Origin of the sequence: Pradoshia eiseniae, assembly GCF_002946355.1 — a bacterium.
In the GTDB taxonomy this organism is placed as follows: domain Bacteria; phylum Bacillota; class Bacilli; order Bacillales; family Pradoshiaceae; genus Pradoshia; species Pradoshia eiseniae.
In genome coordinates this window covers 387,427-414,309 of the sequence record NZ_PKOZ01000001.1, presented here as the reverse complement: position 1 = coordinate 414,309, position 26,883 = coordinate 387,427, and the positions used below count along the sequence as shown (strand labels likewise).

Below are 26,883 nucleotides of genomic sequence, written 5' to 3'. Positions count from 1 at the left end.
AACAGTCAGTTTTTATTTAACCGATTAAATAATTTTTAAGGAGATTAAATATGAATTTCTTCCGAGCAAACAAAAACTTTTCCTGGCTTTTATTAGGTAGAATCATTACGAATATTGGGGACAGCCTATATTACATAGCCGCCACATGGCTAGTCTATGACCTTGGCGGAAGCGCTTTTTATTCTGGTTTAGCGGGTTTCTTGATTTTATTTCCCAAAGTTCTTCAATTTTTATTCGGTCCCTTCATTGATAGGTGGCACCCCAAGAAAATCCTCACTTGTACTCAGTTGTTACAATGTATCCTTCTGCTCATGATCCCTTGCGCTTATTTTTTCAATCTATTAACCATACAGTTTTTGCTCATCATCATGCCCCTTATCGCTATCATCGAACAGTTCTCTTATCCAACTCAGAATAAACTCTTGCCTTTAGTGCTCAAGAAAGAGGACTTACTAAAAGGCAATACCTATTTTTCGTTTGCTTATCAAGGAATCGATCTTATCTTTAACGCCTTTGCGGGCATACTTGTAGCTTTGATTGGTGCCATCTCTTTATTCTTGGTCGACTCCATCACTTTTGCCACCTGCGCAATGATATTTAGTCTTTTAAAACTTTCTCATCTTCCAATAGACAATACACCTGTGAAACATTCGTATCATACATACATAAAAGAATTATCAGAAGGCCTGTCACTCGTATTCAAGGCATTGCTTCCTCTTTTGGCAGGAGCAATAGCTATCAACTTTACTATCGGTGCAACTTATGCCCTTTTACCGTCCTTTGCAGAAGAAAAAGGGGGCGCTCATATATACGGATATTATTTAACAAGTATCTCTGCTGGATTATTGCTTGGTGCATGGGCTGTACAGAAACTAGGAAAATTTAAAGTTGGAAGGTTAACCATATACGGGTATTTCTTAACTACATGTTTATGGGTTTTCTCTGCTCTTGTCCCTAATACTATTCTCAGCGTATTGTTATTTGGACTTGCATGGATACCAATCGGATACCTAAACATCTTCTTTGGGACGCTTAATCAAATTATTATTCCAAATGAACTGCTTGGACGAGTTACCTCAGCAAGCTATAGTCTTAGTGCCCTATCTTTACCCTTCGGATCATTGATAGGTGGTTTTTTCACGACAGCGGTTAATAACGAGATAATGTTTATGTTAACGGGAGCAGGCAGCCTAATAGCAGGTTTAATCTGGTTAATGAATGCCAGACTAAGAAACCTGCCTGAAGCAAGTAAAATTAATCATGAAACATTCCCGATTGGCGAGTACCCAAAAGAAATACAAGCAAGAGAAACCAACTAATTGAAGTAAAAGGAGCTGCATATAGATAGTAAATCATGCACACTAATATGAGACGGACATTTTATGCCCGTCTCTTGGGACATTAAATAAACCCATAATAAGAACGCTGACTATTCGCATCATGCGCCCAGCGAATGAGCGTCATGAAATCAAATACAGGCAACTGCACTGCTTGCTGGACATGAAAAGCGTAAGGGGGCAGGTCGCTGCATTCTAAGAGGATAGCTCCAATCTCTGGGTGTTTTTCTGTAATCTCAACTGCTTTCTGCACGACTTCAGCTCGCAGCCTCTCATTATGAAAGGCGCTTGCGCCGTTAGTAATGGTCGAAAACTCTTCTCCCTTGCTTAAGTCTCCAATGATTAAGTTCGACTCATCCGTTATCCCGCAGCTTTTTAGCAGTGAGTTGGTCAATCCTTTTTCATAGGCGGTCAGGATGCCAATCTTTTGCCCAGGCTTTAAGCCAATTTGAATCATATTCAGCTGCACCAGGCTGGATAGATAAACAGGGATATCAAGGGCACTCGCTGTTTGAGCTTGGAAATTCCCGAAAAAACCGCACGCACTTGATATGACCTTCGCCCCTTCACTTTGCAGCTGCAAGGCCGCCTCGATGATGCCCTTTTCCAAAGCCGGATCTCCATTCAATAGGCGCTGACCCGTACAGCCAGGAACTAATTTATAATGGACTGGAAATGGATAACTGGAATAATTGGCCACATTCCCTGGAATGACCGGATAATTATTTTCATCTGTATAGAGGATTCCAACCGAAAAACCCGTTATATTGCGGCCTTTTTTCTGCTCAATCTGCCCTGAATGGGTCTCTGGGCCGATATATCCATATTTCATTTATATTCTCCCCCTTTCATGTAAGGGTTAGTTTTTGATAAAGAGGGTTATTTATTCAAACCAGCAAATTAAAAAGGACCCCTATCAAATCAGGGGTCCTTCAACTATTATTTAAATTCTCGAAATCTCCTCCGAAACCACTCGTACAATCAGTCCAAGCTCATCCTCACTCACGCAAAGCGGCGGCGCCAAGGTCAGTACATTATTGTATCCTGCGACCGTTGCTCCATTCTTCCCGATCAACACACCTTTTTTCTTGCAGCCGCCAATGATTTGATTGACTAGACTGACATCGAGGGGCTCCTTTGTTTCTTTATCCTGAACAAGCTCTATTCCGATAAGCAAACCCTTACCGCGAATATTGCCGACATTGGAATGTTCACCGATTGCTTTTTCAAGGCTTTCCTTTAATTGGAGACCTAGCTTTTTAGAGCGTTCATACATGCCCTCTTGTTCCAAGATTTCAAGATTCTTCAAAGCGAGCGCACAAGCGGCAGGGTTTCCGCCGAATGTATTAACATGCCGGAAATAATCATATTCATCTGACCCTTTGAATGCTTCGTAAATTTCTTTCTTAACAGCCGTCGCTGACAATGGAAGATAAGCGCTCGTGATTCCCTTCGCCATCGTGATGATATCAGGCTTCGCTCCGTAATTCATAAAGCCGAATGGTTCTCCGGTCCGACCGAAGCCGCAGATTACCTCATCAACGATCAGCAAAGCGCCGTGCTTCTCGCACACTTCCTTGACACCGGCCATATAGCCGTCAGGGGGCATAAGTACTCCTCCGCCTGTAATGATCGGCTCCATGATAACTCCAGCAATCGTTTCGCCAAGCTCCCATGTCATGACCCGATCCATTTCCTGAACCGATTGTAAATCAACAGGCTTACTGTCCTGCTTCTCCGGCGAACGGTAGGAATCAGGCGGAGCCACATGGATGAAGCCTGGTGCGAGCGGCTCATATTTGTATTTTCGCTGTGCCTGACCTGTTGCGGCCAGCGCTCCCATGGAATTGCCATGATAGGAACGATAGCGCGAGATGAATTTATAACGGCCATGCTCACCCCTTTGCTGATGATATTGCCGCGCAATTTTGAAGGCTGCCTCATTCGCCTCAGATCCACTGTTGGAGAAGAAGATAACATAATCTCCCCCAAGCATCTCATTTAGCTTCTCAGCTAGAGCAATCGCCGGTCCATGGCTTTGACTGAGGGGGAAATACGACAATCGTTTCAGCTGCTCGTAGGCAGCTTCCGCCAATTCCTCCCGTCCATACCCGACATTCACACACCATAGACCTGACATCGCATCAAGCAGCCGGTTTCCGTCAGCATCCGTTACCCAGCAGCCCTTTGCCTCATCTGCAATAACGGTGGCTTCCGGGCTGTACGGTTTCATCGAGTGCCATACATAGTCACGGTCCTTTGCCAGCAAGCCAGCCTCTTCCTTCACCTCTGTCATCTCTTTTCCCCCTTCCCTTAATAATCAAATCGTGACGTGATCATTTTCTTGCGCGTGTAAAAGTTGACCCCGTCCTTGCCGTTCACATGGAGGTCACCATAGAAGGAATCCTTCCAGCCGGAGAATGGGAAGAAGGCCATTGTCGCCGGCACCCCGACATTAATGCCAAGCATGCCTGCATCTGCCTCCTCACGGAATTGCCTAACCGCCTTGGCATCCTTTGTATAAATCGTTGCCCCATTTCCATAGCGTGATTTGCGGATGAATTCCAATCCTTCATCAAGCGTCTCTGCTCGAAGCAGGCTCAAAATCGGCCCAAACATTTCCTCCTTGGCGACGGTCATCTCTGGCTTCACATGATCAAAGATAGTTGGACCCATGAAATATCCTTCCTTCAAGTCATCGGTCCCTTTTCTACCATCACAGATGAGCTTAGCTCCTTCTTCCAAACCGCTTTCAATATAGTTGAGCAACTTTTCCTTCTGTGACTCCCTGATCACCGGCGTTAATAAAACCTCATCATCCATACCGTTGCCGACAATCAGATTGTCTGCCTGCTTTTTCAGCTCCTTGACGAACTCATCCCCATCACCGACAACCACGACAGCACTGCAAGCCATACAGCGCTGACCAGCACTTCCGAACGCTGAACTGATAATATTTCCGGCAGCTTTCTTTAAGTCAGCATCCGGCATGACAATATGATGATTTTTTGCACCTGATAGAGCTTGTACACGCTTTCCATTTGCAGCGGCACGGCTGTACACATATTTCGCAACAGGCTGGGAGCCGACGAAGGAAATGGCCTTCACATCTTCATGGTCCAGAAGGCCATTTACGACATCATGCGCTCCATGCACAACATTTAAGACACCACGCGGGGCACCTGCCTCCGTGAACAGTTCAGCCAGCCGATTTGCGAGCATCGGCGTCCGTTCAGATGGCTTCAAGATAAAGGTGTTACCGCAAGCGATGGCAAGCGGGAACATCCAAAGCGGAACCATCATCGGAAAATTAAATGGCGCAATCCCGCCGACCACCCCATGCGGATAGCGGAACATCTCCGAATCAATTTCCTCAGCAATGTTGGACAAGGTTTCCCCCATCATTAAGGTAGGCGCGCCTGCGGCAAATTCTACGCATTCAATTCCCCTTTGTACCTCCCCATATGCTTCCTTGTACGCTTTGCCATTTTCGGCTACGACAAGTTTAGCCAGCTCTTCATGATGCTCCGTCAATAAATAATGGTATTTATAGAGAATTCGCGCCCGTTTGGGAACCGGTACATGCCTCCATTCCTTGAAGGCTTCCTTCGCAGCAGCCACCGCTTTTTCGACATCTTCAGTATTTGAGATTGGTACCTTTGCAATCACCTCGCCTGTCGCAGGGTTCGGCACGTCGATGGAATTCGTCGCGATTGGCTCCACCCATTCTCCATTTATATAATTCTTCAAAACTTTCGTTTCTTGTTTAATCATTGACATTGCGCTCCCTCCTAGTCTCTCTATTACGAACATCTGGCCAGTCTTATGAGATTAGTAATCCGGTTCCAACATGACTTTTACTTGCCTTTCAGTCTTTTAAGCATGATTTGGGTTCAATGACCTCTGCGAAGATAATGACTGATAGTCAGTTTGCTTGCAGCTCCATAACCGCTTCAAGCAAAACGTTCACACCATTCTCGCATTCTTCCCAGGAAGTCTGTTCTACTTCCGTGTGGCTCTTCCCATTTTCACTAGGCACGAAAACCATCGCAGTCGGGATGTAGGATGCTATGAACTGGGCGTCATGACCCGCTCCGCTTACCATTTGTTTAGAGGAGACTCCAAGCGTTTGCGCAGCTTTTTCAAGCGTATCGCATAGCTTGTCATCAAACATCACCGTATCCCGCCCCCACAGTTTATTAATCTCCACCTTACAGTCATGCCCGCTAAAGCTTTCATGTACCTGTTTAATAACTTCTTCGACCTTTGCCATCACAGCAGGGTCCTTATGCCTCGCCTCGAGCGAAAAAATGACAGAATCGGGGATGACTGTATGAATATTCGGATGGACATTCATTCTTCCCATCGTATACACAAGTTCAGCATCAAGCTCTCCTAATTGCTCCCTGATGGCAGTAATGATGTCATTGGCGGTAAATAAGGCATCCTTTCGCATTGTCATTGGTGTGGTACCAGCATGGTCAGCCTCTCCCTTAATGGTCCATTCGTAACAAACCATGCCAACCACGCAGCCGACGATTCCAATCGATATAGATTCCAGCTCTAGGATCGGCCCTTGCTCAATATGAAGCTCCAAAAATGCCTTCCCTTCTTTCAGGCGCTCACTTTCTTCACCATCATAGCCAATCTTCTTCAGTGCTTCCCCAAAGGTTATGCCATTCACATCCTTCTTTTGAAACATGACCTCCTTATCAAACTTTCCGGATAAGATGCCAGAAGCCATCATGGAAGGCTCAAAACGAGCCCCTTCCTCATTTGTGAAATTGACTATTATAATAGGGAAGCGAGGTTTCAGGTCGTTTTCTACAATTGTCCTGACGACCTCAAGCCCTGCCGCTACACCGAGCACCCCGTCAAATCGTCCGCCCCTCTTCACGGAGTCGAGATGGGATCCAATCAGAATAGGCGGGCCGCCTTCTGTTCCCTCTAATGTGGCGTACATATTTCCAAGATCATCATAGGTCACCGAAAGTCCAAGCTCTTCACAGCTTTCCCGCAAGTACTCACGGGCCATCCGATCTTCCTCGGTTAGGGATAGGCGGCTAACCCCGTTATTTTCCGTCTTTCCGAATTCCGCGAACTTCTCCAATGTCTCTCTTAGTCTCTTTCCATTGATTAATAGCTTTTGTCCTTCCAATCTAGGTCACGCTCCTATCGATTATGATAAAGGCATTATTTCTGTAAAGTTTTGCTTTGCGCCTGGCTCTCAATCAATTTGACCGAGAAATACTTTCTGGCATCCGGATTGGTGATGTGAAGAATATGCTTTTCATACGCTGCTCCATCATCCTCTCCTTTAGTGAATTCCACATATGCCCCGTCCAAGTTCTCGACCACACGCTGAATCGTGAATCCTTGTGCAAGGAACGAATTAATTTGCTTACGTTCATCCACATACTGTGCGTAATCTGACATATTGCTGCCTCCTGTCTCTTTTACTCAGATATTGCTTTCGCCTCAGGGGTTGGTACGAGCTCTCCCTCACTGATTTCCCAATCCCTTCCAGCTGTAATTCCAAGATATTTCTCATCACTCGGGTCTTCAATTTCTGCTTGCGGATACATTTTAAACCACCAATATTTCGCGAGCACATAATAGAGGAACGCTCCGCATGCGAATCCGACAAGGGAAGAATAAGCTGAAAGTATATTCGCGATTGCCCCGCCGACAATCCAAGCAATGAACCCTGCTAAATTAATCCCTTTCCAATATTTAAATTGGCCTTCTAATTCATAGAGATCTGTTACATGGACACGCCTTTTGCGGAGTAAATAATAATCAGCAAATAAAATACCGACAATCGCCGTCAGGATGCCTCCAATGATGAGAAGGGCAGAATTCAGGACATCAAACAAGCTCCAGGGCTGGGCCACAATTCCAATGATGCCGGCAATTATTACCCCGACCCAAAACGGGACTTTCGGTCCGCCGACATTGGAGAATATCGTGGCAGCCGGAATGACGTTAGCAGATGTGTTGGTCGACCATTGCGCGAGAACAATCATCAGCAGTAGAATGCCCAAGACAATTCCACTGGCCGATTCCTGCAAGGCCACAATCGGGTCAGACGTTCCGACAGCCATGTAAGAAACCGCTCCGATAACAATCATGAGCGTATTAAAAATCGGCATAACCACAATGCTCCCTAGAAGCTGTGTCTTATTGCGCTTGAACCAATTCCTCTCATGCCTGGGAGCCTTGAAGAATCTGGACAATGAAGGCATATCTGCAGCAAGGGTTGCCCAAAAGCCCATATTGGCCATGACAACAATCATGAACGCCGTGAAGGCAGATCCTCCTGCAGCCGGACTTTCCACCCATGACCAGATGTCTTTTCCCTCCGCCCCAGCCTTATCAGCGAGGGTGATGTACATCCAGCAGGATATCAGGATGATAATCGGAGCAGCAAGGTCTGCGAAGCGTTCGATAGACTTGATTCCCATTGCTGTATTGATCAATTGAAATGCCGTAAATAACAGGAAGCATAGAATCCAGTTATCAAAGCCGAACAAGAGGTTCAGCACCGCATTAATGGCTGTTGACCCAAAATAGGTGTTGATGCCGAACCAGCATGATGCCGTAACTCCTCGGACAATGGATGGAATATGCGTTCCGATAGTTCCAAAGGGTGCTCTCATATAAACCGGAAAAGACAGTCCATGTTCCACGCCAATATCCCCAATGATTGTCATTAAAATCCCAATGGCGACAGACCCGATAACGGTTGCCAGAATAACTGTTCCAAGCGGCAGCTGGATAATACCTCCTCCGCCAATCGCAAACGCGGCAAGCACAATCGCCATCCCGACCCAGATGACCGCAAAGCCAAATGGCCCGATCTTTCGATTCTCATAACTAATAGGTAATAAATCTGGAGACTTCAAATAATTTGGCTTCTTTTCCATTAAGACACCCATCCTTTATTCATTTTTTATTTTGAGGGAACAGCGTCCTCCTTCTTAATAAGCGCTTCGTTATAGTTCGCCCGCTTGATGTACTGGCCTCTGCCGGGCTCTGCGACAAATTCCTTATCCTTGATGACGTAATCCCCGCGTGACAGCACGGTGACCGGCTCCCCTTTTACCTTCATTCCTTCAAATGGATTGTAGTCAACCGCCATATGGTGGGTTTTCGCGGAAAGCACCCTTTCTACATTTGGGTCAAACAAGACAATATCGGCATCTGCTCCAACAGCGATGGTGCCTTTCTTCGGATAGAGTCCAAATAGCTTCGCTGCCTTTGTGGAGACGAGGTCGACGAATTGATTAAGGCTGATTCTTCCTTTATCGACTCCCTCCGAGTAGAGAATGCTCACGCGATCCTCGATAAGCGGCCCTCCATTCGGGATTTTCGAGAAATCATCCTTGCCAAGGTCCTTTTGTCCGTTAAAGTCAAAGGAGCATTGATCAGAGCCAATCGTTTGCAGCTGACCGGACTTGAGCGCATTCCAGAGGCTTTCCTGGTTCCATTTCTCTCGAAGCGGCGGTGACCAGACATATTTTGCCCCTTCAAAGTTCGGCTTTTCTAAATATGATTGATCGAGAACCAAGTATTGCGGGCATGTCTCGCCCCAAATATCGATTCCCTTCGAGCGAGCCTCAGCAATCCTCTTCGCTGCGTCTTCACAGGAAACATGGACCACATACAGCTGTGAATCGGCCAAGCCCGTCAATGTTGCCGCTCTCCCTGTCGCCTCACCTTCTGCTTCAGGCGGCCTTGTCAGGGCATGGAAGATTGGCTCCGTATTCCCTTCCTCTAGCGCCTTTTTCACCAAATAATCAATAACATCGCCATTTTCTGCATGGACCATAACAAGAGCCCCCAGCTCCTTCGCTGTAATTAGCGTCTTGAACAATGTCTCATCATCTGCCTGGAATTGGTTTTTATAGGCCATGAAGACTTTAAAAGAAGTAATTCCTTCCTCCTTCGATATGACCGGCAGCTCCTTCAGCACGCTTTCTGTCATTTCAACGATTTGCAGATGAAAGCCGTAATCGATGACCGCCTTGTCCTTCGCCTTGTTATGCCAGGTCTGTACGGCATCCTTCAAGGGAACTCCTTTGCTCGTCAGGCAGAAATCAATAATCGTCGTTGTTCCCCCGAAAGCCGCAGCCCTGGTTCCTGTTTCATAATCATCTTTTGTCACGGTGCCTCCAAACGGCATGTCCAAATGGGTATGTGGATCAATACCGCCCGGGAAGACATAGCATCCTTCTGCATCTATGACTTCTGCCTCTTGGCTGTAAAACCCGCTTCCAATCTGGGTGATTACTCCGTCATTGATTTCGATATCTGCCTTGTAGGTATCCGTAGCCGTTACGATTGTTCCATTTTTGATGATTTTTTTCATACGATTCCCTCCATTGTTTTATCTCTATTTGATAATTACTTTCCAATTACATCTGGCTGTATGGCACTAAGATTCACTGCTGCCTGACGTTCATTCCATGTCATCGGCGGAAGCCCGGACGGCAATTCGATCATATCGATGGCATCATCCACCGGACAGACGATGGAGCAGAGATTACAGCCCACGCAATCCTCTTCCCTTACCTTGACATAGCTCGCACCCTTCTCGTCCTTCAACAAATCGATGCATTGATGGGATGTATCCTCACAGGCAATATGACATTTATTGCAATGGATGCATGTATCCTGATTGATGCGGGCGACGACTTTGTAATTAAGATCGAGTTCTCCCCAATCTGAATACTTCTCAACAGACTTTCCGACAAGCTCCATGACCGAGCTGATTCCCCTGTCATCCAGGTAATTGGAGAGCCCTTCAATCATGTCCTCGACAATGCTGAACCCATGGTGCATGGCCGCTGTGCATATTTGCACCCCAGTTGCACCCATCAACATAAATTCAACCGTGTTTTGCCAATTGGAGATGCCGCCTATACCGGAGATTGGCACATTAATATGCGGGTTCCGTGCACATTCGCCAACCATATGGAGCGCTATTGGCTTTACTGCCGGACCGCAATATCCGCCATGCGCACCTTTGCCGCCGACATGCGGAACTGTATTCCATGTATCAATATCTACGCCAGCAAGGCTGTTGATCGTATTGATGAGGCTGATGGCATCTGCCCCGCCATGCACAGCTGCCTCAGCAGTGGCGGTAATATCAGTGATATTCGGAGTTAACTTCACAATGACTGGCGTCGTTGCTGCTTCCTTGACCCAATAGGTCTGGCGTTCGACCAGTTCAGGGACCTGTCCGGAGGCTGCGCCCATCCCTCTTTCAGCCATGCCATGAGGACAGCCAAAATTCAATTCCAGTCCATCAACCCCAACAGCTTCTACACGCTTTACGATTTCATGCCATTTCTCCTGCTTCGGCTCTACCATGAGCGAGGCGATGATGGCATGGTCCGGGAAGCGTTTCTTCGTTTCATAAATTTCCTTCAAGTTCACATCAAGCGGACGGTCTGTAATCAATTCAATATTGTTAAACCCCGCAACACGCTGCCCATTGAAACTGACAGCGGCAAAGCGCGAGGAAACATTAAGGATTGGGTCTCCAAGTGTCTTCCAGACTGCGCCTCCCCAGCCTGCTTCAAATGCTCTTTGAACCTGGTAGCCGGAATTAGTCGGCGGCGCAGATGCCAGCCAGAACGGATTAGGTGATTGTATGCCTGCCAAATTAATCTTCAAATCTGCCATTATATAAACCTCCCCTTTTGTTTTGCCGAATACCTGTCCCCCTCAAAAGACAAGCAAGCGGCTATGCAGTAACACTTCTTGCCGGTGATAAGAGCTTATGAATGGCATAAGCTGCCTCTTTCCCTTGCTGGGCGGCGGATACGACCATCGCTTCTCCTTGCCCTTTGCCGAATATGCAATCCCCGCAGGCTGAAACCTTTTCATTAGATGTCCTGTAGGTTAGCGGGTCGATAATGGCTACACCATCCTCATGCTTCACATCAAATTGCTCAATTAGGTTAATATGTCTTGACTGTCCTATTGCTTTGATCACGAGGTCCGTCTCGATGACGAAATTTGACCCCTGTACAGGTATTGGCCGCTGGCGGCCGTCTTCCCCCGGCTGACCAAGCTCCATGCGAATACATTCCACACCGCTCACCTTTCCCTCCTCATTTGCGAGGATACGGACAGGTGCGGTCAGCCATCTGAATTCAACTCCATCCTGCTTGGCAAATTCATATTCAAACTCATACGCCGTCATTTCTTCCTTCGTTCGTCTGTAGAGAATCTTCACATTATCTGCCCCAAGCCGGACTGAACACGTCGCCGCATCAATAGCGGTATTTCCCGCGCCGATGACGACTGCCTTCTTCCCTCTTAAATTTAAATGGTCGAGAGATTGCTTCGTCTCCTTCACGAACTCAATCGCATCATGGACCCCTTCAAGCTCCTCTCCTGTAATACCCAGATTCGGAACGCTAGACATTCCGGCAGCAAGCAGGGTGTAATCGTAAGTATCAAGGATTTCTTCCGCTTTCACATCCACACCTACTCTTGTGTTTGTGCGGATCTCCACACCAAGACCCTTAACCTGATCCACTTCCCAAAACGACACCGCTTGCGGAAGCCTGAATGACACGATTCCATATGTATTTAAGCCGCCTGCCTTCTCCTCTGCCTCAAACACAACAACCCGATAGCCGAGCAAGGACAGCTCGCGAGCTGCTGACAAACCAGCTGGTCCGCCTCCAATGATGGCAACTGATTTGCCGTTCGGCTCCCCAGCCGTAAAGAGCAGCTGCTCATTCTGCATGGCCCAATCAGTCGCATAGCGCTGGAGATTCCCAATCATGATTGGTTTGGTTGAGTGATTCAGCACACATGCTCCCTCACAAAGCTCTTCTGTCGGGCATACTCGGGCACAGCTCGCCCCCATTGGATTGGCCGTCATGATCGTCTTCGCTGCACCTCTTAAGTTATTAGATGAGATTTTCTTGATGAAGGAAGGAACGTTAATACTTGTCGGGCAAGCTTGAATGCAAGGGGCATCATAGCAATACAAGCATCGGGCTGATTCCTCAGCCGCTTCCTGATGCGACAGCCCCTGATAAACTTCTTTGAAATTATCGAGAATATCCTTCTCAGGTTTACTCATGCAAAAACCTCCTCTTTTACTTTAAAAATGGCAATGCAAAATAAAGCCGGGCATAGATGTTCCGAACAAAATTCCTTACATTATGACACTTTTTGTTTTGGGTAGAAAAACGTGAATGCTGTTGATTTGTACGATTTTTTGATAAGAGAGGGTGTTTCTTTTCAGCCTGTCCAAATACGAAAATGAGAAACTGGAATTGGTCTTCATAGAAACATTCTGTTAAAAAGATACATAGAAGAAAAGGAAGAAAGACTCCCTTTTGAATGTGGTGATTATCCGCCTCGCATATGTTAAGAAAAATAACATATGTTATCGGATATGATTGTTAATTATATCGTATTCAGAATCTTTCGGAAACTTTTTCCTTAAAAAAAGGGCTAAATACCTATAAATCGTAAGAGACTTATTCATAAATAGTCGTTTCTTGTTATATTTTCTTACAATGAATTGTCGTATTGTCGAAAAAAATCTATTTTCCTTTTGCACGATAATCTACGTGATTCATTCCAGAATGGCGTAATCCTTGATAACTCATCTTTCTGGAATTTGATGCAAAGGCTATGCGACCAGGGAATATTTCACTATCAGGCTCATCACTATGAAGATAATAGTAGAATCCCAAGCATGAGTAAAAGTATAGAGTCTTGTCGAAAAGGATTATTGCTGTCGAAAACCTTCTAAACTAGATAACTGCCAAGAGCATTTATCCCCTAAATGAGCACAAATCTTTTTGACAGCAAAAAAGGCACGGAAATCCCGTGCCTTTCGCTTATCTCACTATCTTCGCTTCTTCATGCTGGTCTCTCTTTGAAGGACGACCGTACTAAGGGCTGGTACAACCAATTGATTTCCTTTAATTGTGTAGAGAGGCTTCGCTGAAGCATGTTCCCCGTCAACAAGAACCTTCCAGGTAGCCTTGTCAGGAAGAGTGAATTCAATTGCACTATTGTTAGCGTTATGGGCAATGAAGAATTGGGCTTCTTGCTTCCTCTTCCCTCTCTGGTCAATCGTATAGGCGATCATATTGGCCGGTGCATCCATGAAACGGATGTTTTCCTTAATATCGCTTGCCGTTGTCATACGGAAGGCAGCATTTTGCTTGCGAAGCTCAATTAGTCCTCTCATATAGTCCACTTCATGCGCGAACTCCGCATTTCGCTTCCAATCCATTTGGTTGATAGAATCAGGTGATTTATAGCTGTTATGGTCACCGTATTTCGTCCGCATAAATTCCTGTCCTGCATGAAGGAATGGGATTCCCTGTGAGGTCAGGATGATTGAGGAAGCAAGCTTGTGTCTCTGCTTCTTCTCCTCATAGCTCGCATTTGGGTTCGTCAATTCAAGCTTATCCCAAAGGGTATGATTATCATGGGCCTCGACATAGGTAAGCACCTGTTCAGGATCACGGTAGGTAGCCTGGCTCTTGTCGTAATCAAGCCCCGCTGTGATACCTTTTTTGATACGGTCTTCCATGTTTGCCTTTCCATTGATGAAGCCCTTGTCCTGGTCAATGAAAACACTTCCCTTGAGGCCGTCACGTATATCATCATTGAAGTGGGCAATGCCCGGCATCTTTTCCGCATTTTTCTGGTTTGCTTTTCGGTCAGCCGCTAGCGGTGTGTTCAAGTCCCATCCTTCGCCATGGACGATAAAGGTCGGGTCAATCCGCTTCAATTCCTTGCGGACGAGATTCATCGTATCGACATCATGAATGCCCATTAAATCGAAACGGAAGCCGTCGAGCTTATATTCCCTTGCCCAGTAGGCTGAAGAGTCGATGATAAATTTCCTCATCATTTTGCGCTCTGATGCGGTATCATTCCCGACACCCGTCCCATTGGCGAACGTCCCATCCTCATTGTAGCGATAGTAATAGCCCGGAACTAATTTATGGAAGTTTGATTCAACTGCATCAAACATATGGTTATAAACAACATCCATCACAACTCGCAGACCTTCCCCATGAAGGGTTTGGACCATCTGTTTCAATTCCTTGATCCTTACCGCAGGATCATATGGATTGGTAGAATAAGAGCCTTCCGGCACATTAAAGTTTTGCGGGTCATAGCCCCAATTGTATTGGGGTTGGTCAAGCTTCGTTTCATCTACTGTCTTATAATCATAGATTGGCAGGAATTGAACATGCGTAACTCCGAGGGACTTAATATGGTCAAGCCCTGTCGGCAGCCCATTGGGTCCCTTTGTTCCCGTCTCTGTCACACCTAGGAACTTTCCTTTTTGTTCAATATCGCTCTCTGGCTGAATAGAAAGGTCCCGGACATGCAGCTCATAGATAATGGAGTCTTCCGGATTTTTCAGCTTCGGCTTTTTATGTTTAGCCCATCCCTTTGGATCGGTTTTAGAGAGATTGATGACAGCGCCCTTTAAACCATTGACAGAGGCCGCGCGAACATATGGGTCGACTGCCTCATTCCACTTATCGCCGATTTTGACTTTGTACGTGTAAAGAAGACCATCTTGGTTTCCGCGAAGCTTAGCTGTCCATGTGCCCCGCTCTCCTTGTTTCATCGGTATTTCTTTGCCTGTTTGATCATCCCATCGCTCATATACGACAAGCTTTGCCTCTTTGGCTGTTGGCGCCCAAAGCCGGAATTTTGTCGAGTAACGGGAGTAGGTGTTTCCTAAATCATCGCCATCATAATAATAAAGGCGGTCAAACTCTTTTGTGCGTACGATGCCTCCTATCTCAACGGCCTGCTCCCCATATCCTTGAATCTTTACTTTATAGGTGCCGCGTACATCCAATTTTCCTTTCGTCTTGATTTTAAATTTATTCGTCACGGAGCTTTCCCCGTCTGCCGGAACCACCTCTTTAATATCAGCCCCGCTTAGCTCAATGGCAGCATTTTTGGTTTCCATTGGAACATTAGTGGTCACTGTAATCTCATCAAAATGATCCATAGAGGCCTTCTTTATGGCAGGCTCATTGCTCGGTTCTGAATAATATACCTCATCATCTCCTGACATTACCCACACCTCCGTTTTTCCATCATGAATCTGTTCAATCCAGCGGTCCCCGCCGTCCTTGTCCCAAGCATCATTCCGGACAATAAAGCCGACTCGTTCATACGTGCCATCTAAAGTGAAATGTGCTACCTTGCCAAATTCATCTTCACCCGTAAATGGCTGAACATGTCCATCCAGATTGTCTGCCCATACCCATAAATTCCAATCTTTCTGATTGCCGGCAGCTTCCTTATAGTGGATGGTCACTTCTGTTTTCCCCGTTTCCGCCTTTATACTCATCTGCGGAAAAACCGTAAATAAAAGACAGATGATTGCCAGCAGAGCCGTCATTCTTTTTTTGTTCGATACCATAGTTTACTTCCTCTCAATTATAAATTATAGGCAAACGCTTGCACAAAATGGAAGCGTTTTCTATCACTTTCATTCTAGTAAATTAGGGTATCCTGCAAAAGATTATGTTTTCCTATCTTTTCCATAATAATTAGAGAGAAAGACCTCCTTTCTTCCTATTTTCTTCATAAAGAAAGCCCGGCCGCTTCTTTAGCACCGGGCTTTTCAAAACGTTTCAGTCTTCCCAAACGTCTTCCATTAATTGTTCGATTTCTTTTCGCAGTTTCTCGGATTCCTCTTTCAAAACCGTTACTTTCTACCCGAGATCTCAGGCGACATCTCCGGATTCCGCATGCTTAGGAAAAATCTTCTTCGGGAAATCCTGTGTTTCTCCGTCAATTCCTACGACAGTAATATCCCCCTCAAAACGGTCAATGATGCCTTTCATCTTCAATCACACTCCATTAGTGAAACTTTATGCCTATATCACCATTAAGCGAGGTCCAAAACCAAGGGGTACCATTATTGTACTTCAAGCTTTAAATCGCCAGGATGTACCTTGCCGGCCATTCTCAGAAAGTGGTGGATTGAAATGGCAATAAGAGCAGGAAGAACCATGCCGACAGCTACGTAGATGAGGAACACACTCCATCCTTGGTTTGCCAATATATTAATTGGGGCAATCAGGGAGCTTAATCCCATTCCCCCAAGCTCATACGGAACTTTAAAATCAAATACCATTGTGGCAATCGGCGCCGCAACGGCTGCGGCAGTGAATGCTGGGATGATATAAATCGGATTCTTGATCAGATTCGGAAACTGAACTTTTGGCGTAACAATCGATTGGGCCAGGAATCCTCCAAGGTCATTATCCTTATAGGACATCGCCGTAAAGGCCACAAACTGAACCGTACATCCGATTAATGCTGCTGCGCTTGAAACTGGGTCAAGCTGCAACGCAATCGCCAGAGCTGCTGAGGATGCGGGTGTCATCAATAACAGGCTAAAGACTAATGAGAGTACAATCGAACCAATAAGCGGAGAACCTTGGACAGACGCGGTGATTTGAGCGCTGATCCATGTTAGCAATGGTGTAGTCACAGCTGCCAGCCCAACACCAGATATTCCTCCGATAAATATCGCAGCAAGCGGAATCGCCATGATATCCAGCCTTGTCTTCCCAACCATTCTCTTACCAACATACGTAGCAATAATAGCCGCTAATACGGCAGATATCGGCTGCCCGGTCACGATGGTAAAGGCCCCCTCCGCCGTCTTCTGAATGGCAGCTCCTCCGACTGAGGAACATGCCATCGCACTGAAGATAACCAAGGAATTCCCGCCTAGCTGATAGGCAATTCCGGCACCCAGAGCGGGAGCGAGCAACACCTTAGCCGCCCCTCCGATTGTCAAGAACATCTGCCAATCAAAATATCCTCCGATGGATTCGAACAAAAGCCCGATTCCAAGTGTAACCAATACGGCATTTGCAATACCTGTTGATGCTTTGTACATACGGTCTATGATGTAGTCTTTCCTGTTCACTTTCATCGTCTCCCATTCTTTGATGTTTAAAAATTCTGATAAATAAAGACAAAAACTTACTTCCTATCCATCCTTTATCATTTTCTTTAATATTTTGTTATATTAACATATTTCCTTTAAAAGGACATAATATTTAGATAATTTTAATTTATTTGACGAAAATATTCGTCATTTCAATTTTTATGACAAAATAGGAAAATTTTATTTTTACCTAGTGATAGAGATGATATATTATTACAGGGGGTGATATTAATATGAAAACAGTAAAATCATGGATTGGCTTAGTAGTTGTCTTAACAATTTTATCAGTCATCACTGCCTGTAATAATGAATCCAAGGAAAATAATGATACAGAAAAGACCGCATGGGCAAACATTCAGGAAACAGGTGTTTTAAAGGTGGCGACATCAGGAACTCTCTTCCCAGCCTCTTATCATGATTCAGAGTCCAATGAACTCACCGGATATGATGTCGAAGTGGCAAAGGAACTGGCCAAACGTTTGGATCTTGAAATCGAATTTACCGAAATGGCTTTCGATGGCATGCTTTCTTCCATCAACAGTGGACAGGTTGATTTCGCCATCAATGACATTACCGTCACGGACGAACGGAAGGAAAAGTTCGGGTTCACGGATCCATATAAGCATTCTGTCGGAGCAGCCATCGTACGTAAGTCTGACCAGTCTGGCATAGATAGCCTTGAGGATCTGAAAGGAAAGAAAGCAGCCGGCGAGGCAACGACAACCTATATGGAAGTCGCACGGACCTATGGAGCCGAGGAAGTCATTTATGATAATGCGACCAATGATCAATACTTGCGCGATGTATCGACTGGACGGACCGATATTATCTTAAATGACTATTATACGCAGTCATTGGCTGTATCCTACTATTCAGACCTGGATATTATGGTCCATCCAACCATCCGTTACAATCCGAGCAGCGCATCCATTATTCTCAAGAAGGAAAATAAAGATATGACCGAAGCCTTCAATGAAGTGCTGAAGGAAATGAAGGAAGATGGAACACTCACCAAATTATCGAAGCAATTCTATAATGGCGCTGACGTGAGTGAAGAAATCAAACTCGAAGAAAGCAAGTAGGCACGGATATGGAACAAATTCAATGGCAATATTTATTCAATCCTAGCTTAGCGATGGAATCTCTCCCTTATGTCCTGGAAGGGCTCGGGAACACACTCTTCATCTCTTTCGTAAGCATGGCATTCGGCCTTCTGCTTGGGCTCTTCCTTGCCCTAGGGCGAGGTTCATCCAACTGGCTGCTGCGGTTGCCTTCAAGTCTTTATATTTCCTTTATGCGCGGAGTGCCCATTCTCGTTATTTTGTTCATTCTCTACTTCGGGTTTCCCGTTATCGGGATTGAGTTCACGGCCTTGCAGGCAGCCGTGATTGGGTTCAGCCTAAATAGTGCCGCCTACATCGCTGAGATTAATCGATCGGCCATCAACGCAGTTGACCGAGGGCAATGGGAAGCATCAACTTCACTAGGGCTCACATACTGGCAGACCTTAAGGGGCATTATTCTCCCTCAAGCCGTCCGGATTGCCCTCCCGCCTCTCTCTAATGTCATGCTTGACTTAATCAAAGCATCCTCGCTCGCGGCCATGATTACCGTGCCGGAAATATTCCAGCACGCAAAAATTGTCGGCGGACGTGAACTGGATTATATGACGATGTATATACTCATTGCGCTGATTTATTGGGGCATTTGCTCAGTCGTCTCGGTCCTGCAGAGGTATTTGGAGAAACGGGCAGAGGTTTTTATGAGGTAAGACGGACTCCCTATCACCCTTAGATTCAATTAGCGAATCTGGATGGTGATAGGGAGTTTTTTAATAACACATCAAATTAACTTAATTGTATGTCAGGATTTTTCCCATTTATATTTGTTAGCAACAAACTATACTTACAGCTATTAGGTACAGATTTTTTTACATAGCTATGCAAAAACAAAAAGCACCCTAGAATACTCTCTAGAGTGCTCCTACGCATCTTAATCCAAGCCCGGTACTTTTAAAATTGCATACCGTTTTGCGATAAGGTGCTTCAATTGTTCGAGATCTTCTAATGTGCTTTTATTTTGGATATAGTCTTTGATAACTGGGGAAATAGTAATAGTTTCTTTTTTCGCTTCTTTCTCTCTTAGCTCCATTGTCATCGTTCCTTCTATGTGGTTTGTATATTAATTATACAATGACAATGTTACACCTAGGTTTCTATCTTTTTACAATTTAACTATTCAAGTTTCATTTACGAAATGTATCCAATAAACATCTATTATTAAACTGGCAAGACCTTATCTTAATGAAACAGTATGGTTGCCTGTTAAAAGAACCAAAAAAATACTGGGCTGAATCCTCACCCAGTATTTTAAATAATACCAATAAATAAATTATATAGTGCTGCTATAGCGGATGATGCACCGACTAGATAAAATAATTGTCTTTTTCTTTTTTGTTTGGCTTTTACAGCCTCCTCATAATCACGATAGCCGGTTTGAATAGCATTTACCCAAACATCTTTCATTATGTTACCTCCATAAATTATGTTTAAGAGACCTTAACCCAGGTTAGCCGAGCGGCAGCATTAAAGGCGCTTAACCTCTAGTCATGCATAAATAACATTCATTCTTTTGAAAGTCGCACCTAGTAACCTGAAATCGTATCTCAGAATCTAAGATATGGGTGTAAATTCCCCTTTTTTTATCACTTTAAACCAATTTCAACTATAAAGGTAAAGTGCTAAAGCGCATTCATCAAAAAAAGCAAAGCATTGTGCTTTGCTTTTTAATATTAGGTATCGCAAACTTATTTCTTCTTCGTTATTCTTCCCAGCAGAAAAGCACCTGCTGCAACGCCAAGGATGATGTTTGTTTTCTTATTAAACACTTGCTTAGTCACTAGGCTGATGTTTTGCGGTCTTTCGGCAAGACGCCTCATAAAGTAGCCGTACCAATCGGTTCCGAATGGCACATAGGTGCAGAATTGGTATCCTTCCTTAGCGAGTTGATATTGCAGCTCTGTTCTAAATCCGTAAAGCATTTGGAATTCAAATTTGTCTTTAGGGATATGGTTCGCTTCGACAAAGCGCTTTACATGCTCGATGATTTGGTGATCATGGGTGGCAATGGAAGTGAATTTGCCGTTTTGCAAATGATATTCAATCAGACGAAGAAAGTTATCATCAATATCCATCTTATCCTGATAGGCAACATCGTTCGTTTCTTTATAAGCCCCTTTTACAATGCGCAGACGATAGTCCTTTAAGCGTTCAATATCGGATTGAGCGCGATAGAAGTAGGCCTGGATGACGGTGCCTATATTCGGATAGTTCTGGGTCAATTCCTCCAATAGACGAAAGGATGGCTCTAAACGTTCATAATTCTCCATATCAATATTAATAAACATCTCATACCTGGAGGCGGTTTCGGCGATTTCTTTCAAGTTCTCAAGACAGAATGCATAATCGATATCCAGCCCTAACTGCGATGGCTTTAGCGAGATATGAGCGTCGACCTCAGTATCGTGAATAGCTTCTATGACATGGATAATTTGGTCTTTCGCTTTAGTCGCTTCCGCTTTATCGCTCACAAATTCCCCAAGACAGTCAACCGTGCAGGATATTCCGCGCCTATTCAGCTCACGAATGCCTTCGATGGCTTCTTCGATTGTCGTGCCGGCAACAACAGAGCTTGCTCCCATTTTTAATCCATATTTTTGGGCAGCTTGGTTCAAGAATTGATTCTCAGATAACGAAATAAAAACATCCTTCAGTTTCATTTTGCTACACCCCTTGATTAACAGCGTGGCCATGCGTTCTTTATCTATTTTCGTGGATAATTTTGGTTCATACCCATTTCATTTTACCAAGTTACCGTTTGATCTGACAAACTTATCAATGGATTATCTTGCTTTTTTTTGCGTCTTCATTAAACTTGTTCACAATTCGTGCAAGCGGCTTTTTGAAAAGGGTACCAAACAATCCGAACAAAACCGTAATCCCGGATAAAACCACGATACACTGAATTGCGGTTGGCCAGTATATTCCGCCGACTGATTCCCGTAATAATTTCACGGCATACGTAAATGGCAGGAAAGGATAGATATGCTGAAAAAAGGATGATGAAACTTCAATCGGGAAGTTTGAACCTGATCCTGCCACCTGCAAAACTAGCAGGATGATGGCCAAACCTTTGCCGATATTGCCAAACACAGATACGAATGTATAAATAAGAGCCGTAAAGACCACGGCAATCAGGAGAGAAAATAGAATGAATTTTCCTCGTTCCGCAATATCCGCCTTGAGTAAAAAGATATCACCAAGGGCTATAATCACGGTTTGAATAAGGGCAATGGTCAAAAAGGTCAGCCCTCTCCCAAAATAGACTTGAAAAGCAGTCCATTTTCCTTCAGGCATATGAACATCAACGGAAAGCATCGATACGAGCAGGACAACCCCAACCCAGATGGCTAAGGTCGTATAAAACGGGGTACTCGCGGAGCCATAATTGGCAATCGGGTATTCAGTGACCTCTTTTAAATGAATGGGGTTAGAGAGAAAATCACTATCGGTTTGGACATCCAGGCGCAGGAATTGAATCAGCTCCTCTAAATTGATTTCTCCCTTTGCCTCCGTTAATTTCTCCGTTGCTTCATTTATCTTGGCTGTGAACAACGGCAAATCATTCGCAGCAAGGTCTGCGGCAATCCCCACTGCCTTTTCTATTCCCGGCATCCTTTCGTCAATCAGCTCTGCAGACGAGGCAAGCTCTTTTGATAATTTAGGCCATTCATTCTCAATAAACGCACTGCCTTGCTCGATAGACTCCTTGGCTTGCGGATATTTTGTTTCAAAGAAGTCATTTGCCAAGGTCACTCCATTAATAAATGTATCCATATTGGACTGAATCGCCTCAGATGCCTTTTCGATTGATGAGCCAATCTCAGGAAAAGCGGCTTCATATTTTTCAAGAGTCGTAATCGTGCTATTCGTTATTTCTCCTGCATTCACCAAAATAGATTTTATGGCCGGCAGCTGCTCATTCAAGGTTTGCAGAACTTGATCCGTTTTATCGATGTCGCTGCTTAAACTGGTCAATCCTTGTTCAATGGCCGGCTTAAACGTATCCTCATAGCCACTAAGCAAGTCCTCCGTTAACGCTTGAATCTGGCTAGCCTGCGTTTGGGCTGTTGTCACATCCCCATTATCAAGAGATTGGATGGCAGATTGTGCAAGATTCTGGGCTTTTGTTAACTTTTGTGCAAACTCGCTTAAATTTCCGTTTGTACTTTTGATACCTTCAACCAGTTGGGCCTGTGTTCCAAGCATGGTCGATAAGCTTATCAGCTGGCTTCTGATAGCATCGGTATCCGCCCCGCTCACCGACAAGCTTGACGTGATTGTTTTAGCCGATGTATGAGCAATTTGCACGTTCCTCTGAATCATTTGTTCAATTACATCAAAAGAGGCAGATAATTGATTAGCGAATTCCTTGACGACAGATGTATAGCCAGAACCCGCTTCCATTAGCTCTTCTACTTCCGGAAGAATTTTCTGAACCTGATTAATGACCTCACTTGCCTTTTTGGCTTCACTGATAGCCGCATTTAAGCTTTGATGAATGGAGTCAAAATCATTTGTAAGGGAATTGACCGAATTGGCAGCTTGCTGAATATCTGGCAATCGGTCCTCCAATACCGCTATTTTCTCTCCTGCGTTCTCTATTTCCGGAAGGGCATCCCTCACCTTTAAGACATTCGCTCCCAGTTCATCAATGGCAGGGATGTATTCTGTATAGCCTGTCACCTTTTTGACCTTCTCCTGGATAGCAGGCATGCTCTTATTCAAGCTGATGATTTGGCTGCCAAATTCATTCATCTTCGGGATAGCTGCTTGAATATCATAGAGCTTATTTTCCATACCGCGGATGGTCGGCAGTTCTTTCTCCAGCTCAACCCCCGTTTCCTTAAAAGCCGACAGCAGTTCTTGGGACACCGTCTCAATAAACTGGCTGCTCACACTGCTCGCGATGGTGCTGGCCCCTTTAGAGGTGATTTTGGGGGCAATCGCATTGATCTTATCATTTACCGTGTATATGATTTCCGGCTTGACCAAATCACCCGTTAGGATGCTGGCCATATTTTTTGAGAAATTCCGAGGAATATAGATGCTCGCATAATACTTCCCTTGCCTAACCTCTTTTTCAGCCGTCGCATGATCTACAAAGACCCAGCCTAGCTTTTTGTCCTTCTTAAGAGTTTCAACAACCTGATTGCCGATATTAACCGATTCTCCCCTAAACGTAAAGCCTGTATCATCATTGGCCACAGCCACATGAAGGCCAGAAGTATTTCCATATGGATCCCATAGAGCCTTTATATTAAACCAGGCATAAAGAGAAGGAAGAACCATCAGGGCGATAATAAGCACCACTGCTGCTTTAGAGTGAAAAATGCGAATCCAGTCCACCTTGTATATTTCCCATATCTTCGCCATTTGTCACCAAGCTCCTTCTATACGTGTATTAATGATAGTGTGGGCCAAAGCGTAACATTTATCCTGAGAAGCATAAGCAAAAAAAGCCCCATGCAAAGCACGGGAGCTCACTGGTGAAACCTATTAATCCACATGGAAGTATACCAATTTACCTCTAAAAAATGTAATGATGAGGATCACATGCTAAACTGTCAGAAATGCAGAGAATCCTGGAGCTAGTCTCAAACGCTCATAAACGCATGATCATTTAAAAGAATCATGCAATGCCCTTATTGCAATGAAGTCCAGTACAAGAGTCAAGCATCACGCTATAAGACTTCCTGCCTAATCCTCTTTTCTATCCATTCACTTTTCGCTGCACTGGAGTTATCTGTTTTGGAATATCCTTTTAATAGACTGGGCTGTCATACTGGCTATACTCTCTGTCCTCCCATTCTCCATGAAATAGTCAAAATGACCGATATGGTGAATGGGGCATTAAGTTATCTTGTTTTCTGTAATTCTTCCGAGCGCTCTAGAAACTCTTTCACACGGTCCACATATTTCTGCTTATCATAGCCGCTATATAAGGCACTGGCCATGCGAACGGGATCCCCAAAGAAGAAACGCTCATATAAAGTTTGCCGTGAACCAAATGCGCTCATGCAAACATCCCATGCTAACCGATATAATTTTACGCGGTTAAACGCATCTCCATTTGCAGACTGAAGATATTTATCCAAATCCGGACGCAGCTCTGATTGGAAATCCTCTTCGCTTGGAATGGCCATCAAACCGCTTGCCCCCATGAGCTGCATAATTTCCGTGAAACGCGGATAGATTTTCGGGAAGTAATTCCTAGCCGCATTCAATGGGGCAAAATCCGGCGTCATGATTCCCCATTTATCCAATTTCGCATTAGCCTCAGAAGCCGCCACATATGCCTTCAAGGTCTCCAGGGCAATAATGACCTCGGAGATTTTCTCTTGAATATGCTGATATTGGCTGATATTGATGGTTTCAGCCATCAGCTCAAGAATCCCCAGCACGAATTCAGTCTTGGCAATATTCTTTGAGACGACCTGATGTGTCATATGAACAACGGCATTGCTCTCGTTATAGGCCTGATTGCAGATGTTCACATCTCCTAAGGCAAAGACCCGATCCCATGGCACTACAACATCGTCAAAGACAACAATCGTATCCATCTCCTCAAACCTTGAGCCAAGCGGATGGTCAAATGAGGATTTGCCGTAATCGAATGACTCCCTGCAGATAAACTTCAAGCCTGGTGTGTTGTTAGGTATAGAAAATGCATAAGCATACGGATTCTCTTCTTCACCTTGTTTTAGCAAGGTTGAAGGGAATACCATAATCTCATCTGTTATGCCTCCCTGTGTTGCCAAAAGCCTGGCCCCTTTGATGACAACCCCATCATCTGTCTTCTCTTTAATCCTTGCGGCAATATAGGGATCATTCAGCTTGGATGCACTTACACCCCTGTTGACTTGCGGCTGAATAAGGGTGTGAGTAAGCGAAAGGTCATTCTCCCTGCAATACTCGTAATAGCGGATCATATTTTCTTTATACTGTGCCTCCTGCATGCCAAACATATCTGCCGCCGCTCCGTAAGCCATTATACCGACATTGATGTAATCAGGGGAGCGGCCCATCATGCCTCCTGTATAGACCGCCCATTCCTGCATCATTTTCCGCCTGATAACCAAGTCATCCTTCGTCCTTGGCTGAATGAAGGAGGTCCCGACTCTTTCTCCAGATGACGGGGAAGTGTAAGTCATGTATTCTCGTTTCTCACGAATATGCTGAAGGTCATATAACTCAGCCTGAGATTGCATGACTCCTTTAAACGCATTATGTTCAGAAATCTTCCCCGTCACTTGCTTTCCATTAATCCAGACATTCGCTTTTGCCTGATCGACTCTGTCTATGTACTCTTTCCCTGTTTTTGCACCCAATTTGATTTCCTCCTCCTTTAGTTAAGCGCTTACATTTTATCTTGCAAACATCGTATCATGTGGTAATCTATAGGAAAAATACAAAAAAAGAGGCCTTTTTCATCTAAAAAAAGTATATTCAATGGACTGGAGGTTAACTGATGGATATTCGGCAGCTTCGATATTTTGCTGCAATCGCAGAGGAAGGGCAAATTACCAGGGCAGCCAAAAGGCTGCATATGGCCCAGCCTCCCCTTAGTTACCAATTAAAGACCCTTGAGGAGGAATTCGGTCAGAGCTTGTTCGAACGAAATGGCAAAGTAATGGAATTAACAGAGGCCGGGAAACTTTTGTACGAGCGGACAAATGAATTGTTCAGATGGGTAGAGGAAACCATGCACGATGTACAGCAAGTCGGCGAAGGATTGAAGGGAACCTTATCCATTGGCAGTGTTAAATCCAGCTTCTCTTATTTGCCATCAAGAATCAAAAAATTCAGAGATGACTACCCGGATATCATATTCCAGCTTTACGAAGGCGACTCATACCGGATTGCCGAATATTTGCGCAACAGAGATATCGAAATTGGCATCGTTCGGCTCCCGCTTGATCTACATGATTTTCATTCATTGCCTTTACCTGCTGATCGATTCGTCTGCGTACTGCCAAAGGACTCTACGCTCTCTGATAAGATTCACCTGCAAGACCTGGCTGAACTACCAATCATGCTGCTTCATAGAGTCAGAGGAATCGGATTATACGAACTGGTCATGGATACTTGCCAAGAACATGGTCTTGAACTAAATGTAATCTGCCATTGTCCTGATACTTCTATGCTTCTTACTCTTGTAAAATCAGGTGTTGGAGCTGCCTTGCTCCCACTATCCTCAATTCCACCCTTCTATTCAGAGTGGCTAACGATAAAAGAGATAGAAGGGTTACACATTAAATCTGAATCTGCGATCATTTGGCTTAAGAGCCGTCGTTTATCCAAGCAGGCTGAACGTTTTATGTCTAGCATACATTCCCTCTAACAAAGTTACCCGGCTTTAAACATTTGAATAAATTCGTAAAATCATATATGATTCCATATATGATTATGTTATATGAAAGGAAGGCGATAG

General features: G+C 44.8%; 21 protein-coding genes. 4 read left to right on the top strand and 17 right to left on the bottom strand.

Going from position 1 to position 26,883, the window contains the following annotated elements:
- Positions 1–50 precede the first annotated feature (50 nt).
- A complete protein-coding gene (locus CYL18_RS02005) occupies positions 51–1,319 on the top strand; it encodes an MFS transporter (protein WP_104847787.1) in 1,269 nt (422 codons plus the stop codon).
- Between the two features lie 82 nt (positions 1,320–1,401).
- On the opposite strand, the gene CYL18_RS02000 is transcribed toward CYL18_RS02005, so the two are convergent.
- The 12 genes from CYL18_RS02000 to CYL18_RS01945 all read right to left on the bottom strand — a co-directional run bounded on the left by CYL18_RS02000 (position 1,402) and on the right by CYL18_RS01945 (position 17,316).
- Positions 1,402–2,169 (bottom strand): aspartate/glutamate racemase family protein, encoded by a 768-nt coding sequence (locus CYL18_RS02000; protein WP_104847786.1) that lies wholly within the window; start codon positions 2,167–2,169, stop codon positions 1,402–1,404.
- Positions 2,170–2,280: 111 nt separating this feature from the next.
- Entirely contained in the window at positions 2,281–3,633 is a 1,353-nt protein-coding gene (locus CYL18_RS01995) for an aspartate aminotransferase family protein (protein WP_104847785.1), read from the bottom strand.
- Positions 3,634–3,650: 17 nt separating this feature from the next.
- Positions 3,651–5,117 carry a CoA-acylating methylmalonate-semialdehyde dehydrogenase gene (locus CYL18_RS01990; RefSeq protein ID WP_104847784.1) on the bottom strand — a complete coding sequence of 489 codons (1,467 nt, stop codon included), beginning with the start codon at positions 5,115–5,117 and terminating at the stop codon, positions 3,651–3,653.
- 145 nt (positions 5,118–5,262) lie between these two features.
- Positions 5,263–6,495 (bottom strand): Zn-dependent hydrolase, encoded by a 1,233-nt coding sequence (locus CYL18_RS01985; protein WP_104847783.1) that lies wholly within the window; start codon positions 6,493–6,495, stop codon positions 5,263–5,265.
- A 35-nt stretch (positions 6,496–6,530) separates the two neighbouring features.
- Positions 6,531–6,773: a hypothetical protein gene (locus CYL18_RS01980; protein WP_104847782.1), complete on the bottom strand. Its 243-nt coding sequence runs from the start codon at positions 6,771–6,773 to the stop codon at positions 6,531–6,533.
- 20 nt (positions 6,774–6,793) lie between these two features.
- The gene (locus CYL18_RS01975) at positions 6,794–8,263 is read right to left on the bottom strand and encodes an NCS1 family transporter (RefSeq protein ID WP_104848328.1); all 1,470 of its coding nucleotides are present in this window, start codon (positions 8,261–8,263) and stop codon (positions 6,794–6,796) included.
- 26 nt (positions 8,264–8,289) lie between these two features.
- Positions 8,290–9,708, bottom strand: a complete 1,419-nt coding sequence (gene hydA / locus CYL18_RS01970) for a dihydropyrimidinase (RefSeq protein WP_104847781.1) — start codon at positions 9,706–9,708, stop codon at positions 8,290–8,292.
- 35 nt (positions 9,709–9,743) lie between these two features.
- A complete protein-coding gene (gene preA / locus CYL18_RS01965; protein ID WP_104847780.1) occupies positions 9,744–11,030 on the bottom strand; it encodes an NAD-dependent dihydropyrimidine dehydrogenase subunit PreA in 1,287 nt (428 codons plus the stop codon).
- Positions 11,031–11,091: 61 nt separating this feature from the next.
- Positions 11,092–12,447: an NAD(P)-dependent oxidoreductase gene (locus CYL18_RS01960; RefSeq protein ID WP_104847779.1), complete on the bottom strand. Its 1,356-nt coding sequence runs from the start codon at positions 12,445–12,447 to the stop codon at positions 11,092–11,094.
- Between the two features lie 777 nt (positions 12,448–13,224).
- Entirely contained in the window at positions 13,225–15,786 is a 2,562-nt protein-coding gene (gene pulA, locus CYL18_RS01955) for a type I pullulanase (RefSeq protein WP_104847778.1), read from the bottom strand.
- Between the two features lie 307 nt (positions 15,787–16,093).
- Positions 16,094–16,213 (bottom strand): DUF3006 domain-containing protein, encoded by a 120-nt coding sequence (locus CYL18_RS19435; protein ID WP_236636187.1) that lies wholly within the window; start codon positions 16,211–16,213, stop codon positions 16,094–16,096.
- Positions 16,214–16,287: 74 nt separating this feature from the next.
- A complete protein-coding gene (locus tag CYL18_RS01945) occupies positions 16,288–17,316 on the bottom strand; it encodes a PTS transporter subunit IIC (RefSeq protein ID WP_104847777.1) in 1,029 nt (342 codons plus the stop codon).
- A gap of 248 nt (positions 17,317–17,564) precedes the next feature.
- Between CYL18_RS01945 and CYL18_RS01940 the strand changes: the two genes are divergently transcribed.
- Positions 17,565–18,413, top strand: a complete 849-nt coding sequence (locus CYL18_RS01940; RefSeq protein WP_104847776.1) for a transporter substrate-binding domain-containing protein — start codon at positions 17,565–17,567, stop codon at positions 18,411–18,413.
- A gap of 8 nt (positions 18,414–18,421) precedes the next feature.
- Positions 18,422–19,102 (top strand): amino acid ABC transporter permease, encoded by a 681-nt coding sequence (locus tag CYL18_RS01935; RefSeq protein WP_104847775.1) that lies wholly within the window; start codon positions 18,422–18,424, stop codon positions 19,100–19,102.
- Positions 19,103–19,323: 221 nt separating this feature from the next.
- Here CYL18_RS01935 and CYL18_RS19175 read toward each other — a convergent pair whose 3' ends face one another.
- From CYL18_RS19175 to hpaB, 5 genes are all read right to left on the bottom strand, one after another.
- Positions 19,324–19,488, bottom strand: a complete 165-nt coding sequence (locus CYL18_RS19175) for a hypothetical protein (RefSeq protein WP_161497058.1) — start codon at positions 19,486–19,488, stop codon at positions 19,324–19,326.
- A gap of 212 nt (positions 19,489–19,700) precedes the next feature.
- Entirely contained in the window at positions 19,701–19,856 is a 156-nt protein-coding gene (locus CYL18_RS19170; protein WP_161497057.1) for a hypothetical protein, read from the bottom strand.
- A gap of 281 nt (positions 19,857–20,137) precedes the next feature.
- Positions 20,138–21,109, bottom strand: a complete 972-nt coding sequence (locus tag CYL18_RS01930; protein ID WP_104847774.1) for a proline dehydrogenase family protein — start codon at positions 21,107–21,109, stop codon at positions 20,138–20,140.
- A 115-nt stretch (positions 21,110–21,224) separates the two neighbouring features.
- Complete coding sequence (locus CYL18_RS01925; RefSeq protein WP_104847773.1) at positions 21,225–23,825, bottom strand: YhgE/Pip domain-containing protein; 2,601 nt, start codon at positions 23,823–23,825, stop codon at positions 21,225–21,227.
- Between the two features lie 482 nt (positions 23,826–24,307).
- Positions 24,308–25,780: a 4-hydroxyphenylacetate 3-monooxygenase, oxygenase component gene (gene hpaB, locus CYL18_RS01920; RefSeq protein ID WP_104847772.1), complete on the bottom strand. Its 1,473-nt coding sequence runs from the start codon at positions 25,778–25,780 to the stop codon at positions 24,308–24,310.
- 140 nt (positions 25,781–25,920) lie between these two features.
- Between hpaB and CYL18_RS01915 the strand changes: the two genes are divergently transcribed.
- Positions 25,921–26,793, top strand: a complete 873-nt coding sequence (locus CYL18_RS01915; RefSeq protein ID WP_104847771.1) for a LysR family transcriptional regulator — start codon at positions 25,921–25,923, stop codon at positions 26,791–26,793.
- Positions 26,794–26,883: the final 90 nt, after the last annotated feature.

Coding starts and splice junctions, on each gene's coding strand:
- hydA (WP_104847781.1), bottom strand. CDS start 9,708: ATGAAAAAAATCATCAAAAATGGAACAATCGTAACGGCTACGGATACC.
- CYL18_RS19170 (WP_161497057.1), bottom strand. CDS start 19,856: ATGAAAGATGTTTGGGTAAATGCTATTCAAACCGGCTATCGTGATTAT.
- CYL18_RS01960 (WP_104847779.1), bottom strand. CDS start 12,447: ATGAGTAAACCTGAGAAGGATATTCTCGATAATTTCAAAGAAGTTTAT.
- pulA (WP_104847778.1), bottom strand. CDS start 15,786: ATGGTATCGAACAAAAAAAGAATGACGGCTCTGCTGGCAATCATCTGT.
- CYL18_RS19435 (WP_236636187.1), bottom strand. CDS start 16,213: ATGAAAGGCATCATTGACCGTTTTGAGGGGGATATTACTGTCGTAGGA.
- CYL18_RS01925 (WP_104847773.1), bottom strand. CDS start 23,825: ATGGCGAAGATATGGGAAATATACAAGGTGGACTGGATTCGCATTTTT.
- CYL18_RS02005 (WP_104847787.1), top strand. CDS start 51: ATGAATTTCTTCCGAGCAAACAAAAACTTTTCCTGGCTTTTATTAGGT.
- CYL18_RS01935 (WP_104847775.1), top strand. CDS start 18,422: ATGGAACAAATTCAATGGCAATATTTATTCAATCCTAGCTTAGCGATG.
- CYL18_RS01945 (WP_104847777.1), bottom strand. CDS start 17,316: ATGAAAGTGAACAGGAAAGACTACATCATAGACCGTATGTACAAAGCA.
- preA (WP_104847780.1), bottom strand. CDS start 11,030: ATGGCAGATTTGAAGATTAATTTGGCAGGCATACAATCACCTAATCCG.
- CYL18_RS01940 (WP_104847776.1), top strand. CDS start 17,565: ATGAAAACAGTAAAATCATGGATTGGCTTAGTAGTTGTCTTAACAATT.
- CYL18_RS02000 (WP_104847786.1), bottom strand. CDS start 2,169: ATGAAATATGGATATATCGGCCCAGAGACCCATTCAGGGCAGATTGAG.
- CYL18_RS01980 (WP_104847782.1), bottom strand. CDS start 6,773: ATGTCAGATTACGCACAGTATGTGGATGAACGTAAGCAAATTAATTCG.
- CYL18_RS01915 (WP_104847771.1), top strand. CDS start 25,921: ATGGATATTCGGCAGCTTCGATATTTTGCTGCAATCGCAGAGGAAGGG.
- CYL18_RS01975 (WP_104848328.1), bottom strand. CDS start 8,263: ATGGAAAAGAAGCCAAATTATTTGAAGTCTCCAGATTTATTACCTATT.
- CYL18_RS19175 (WP_161497058.1), bottom strand. CDS start 19,488: ATGACAATGGAGCTAAGAGAGAAAGAAGCGAAAAAAGAAACTATTACT.
- CYL18_RS01930 (WP_104847774.1), bottom strand. CDS start 21,109: ATGAAACTGAAGGATGTTTTTATTTCGTTATCTGAGAATCAATTCTTG.
- CYL18_RS01995 (WP_104847785.1), bottom strand. CDS start 3,633: ATGACAGAGGTGAAGGAAGAGGCTGGCTTGCTGGCAAAGGACCGTGAC.
- CYL18_RS01990 (WP_104847784.1), bottom strand. CDS start 5,117: ATGTCAATGATTAAACAAGAAACGAAAGTTTTGAAGAATTATATAAAT.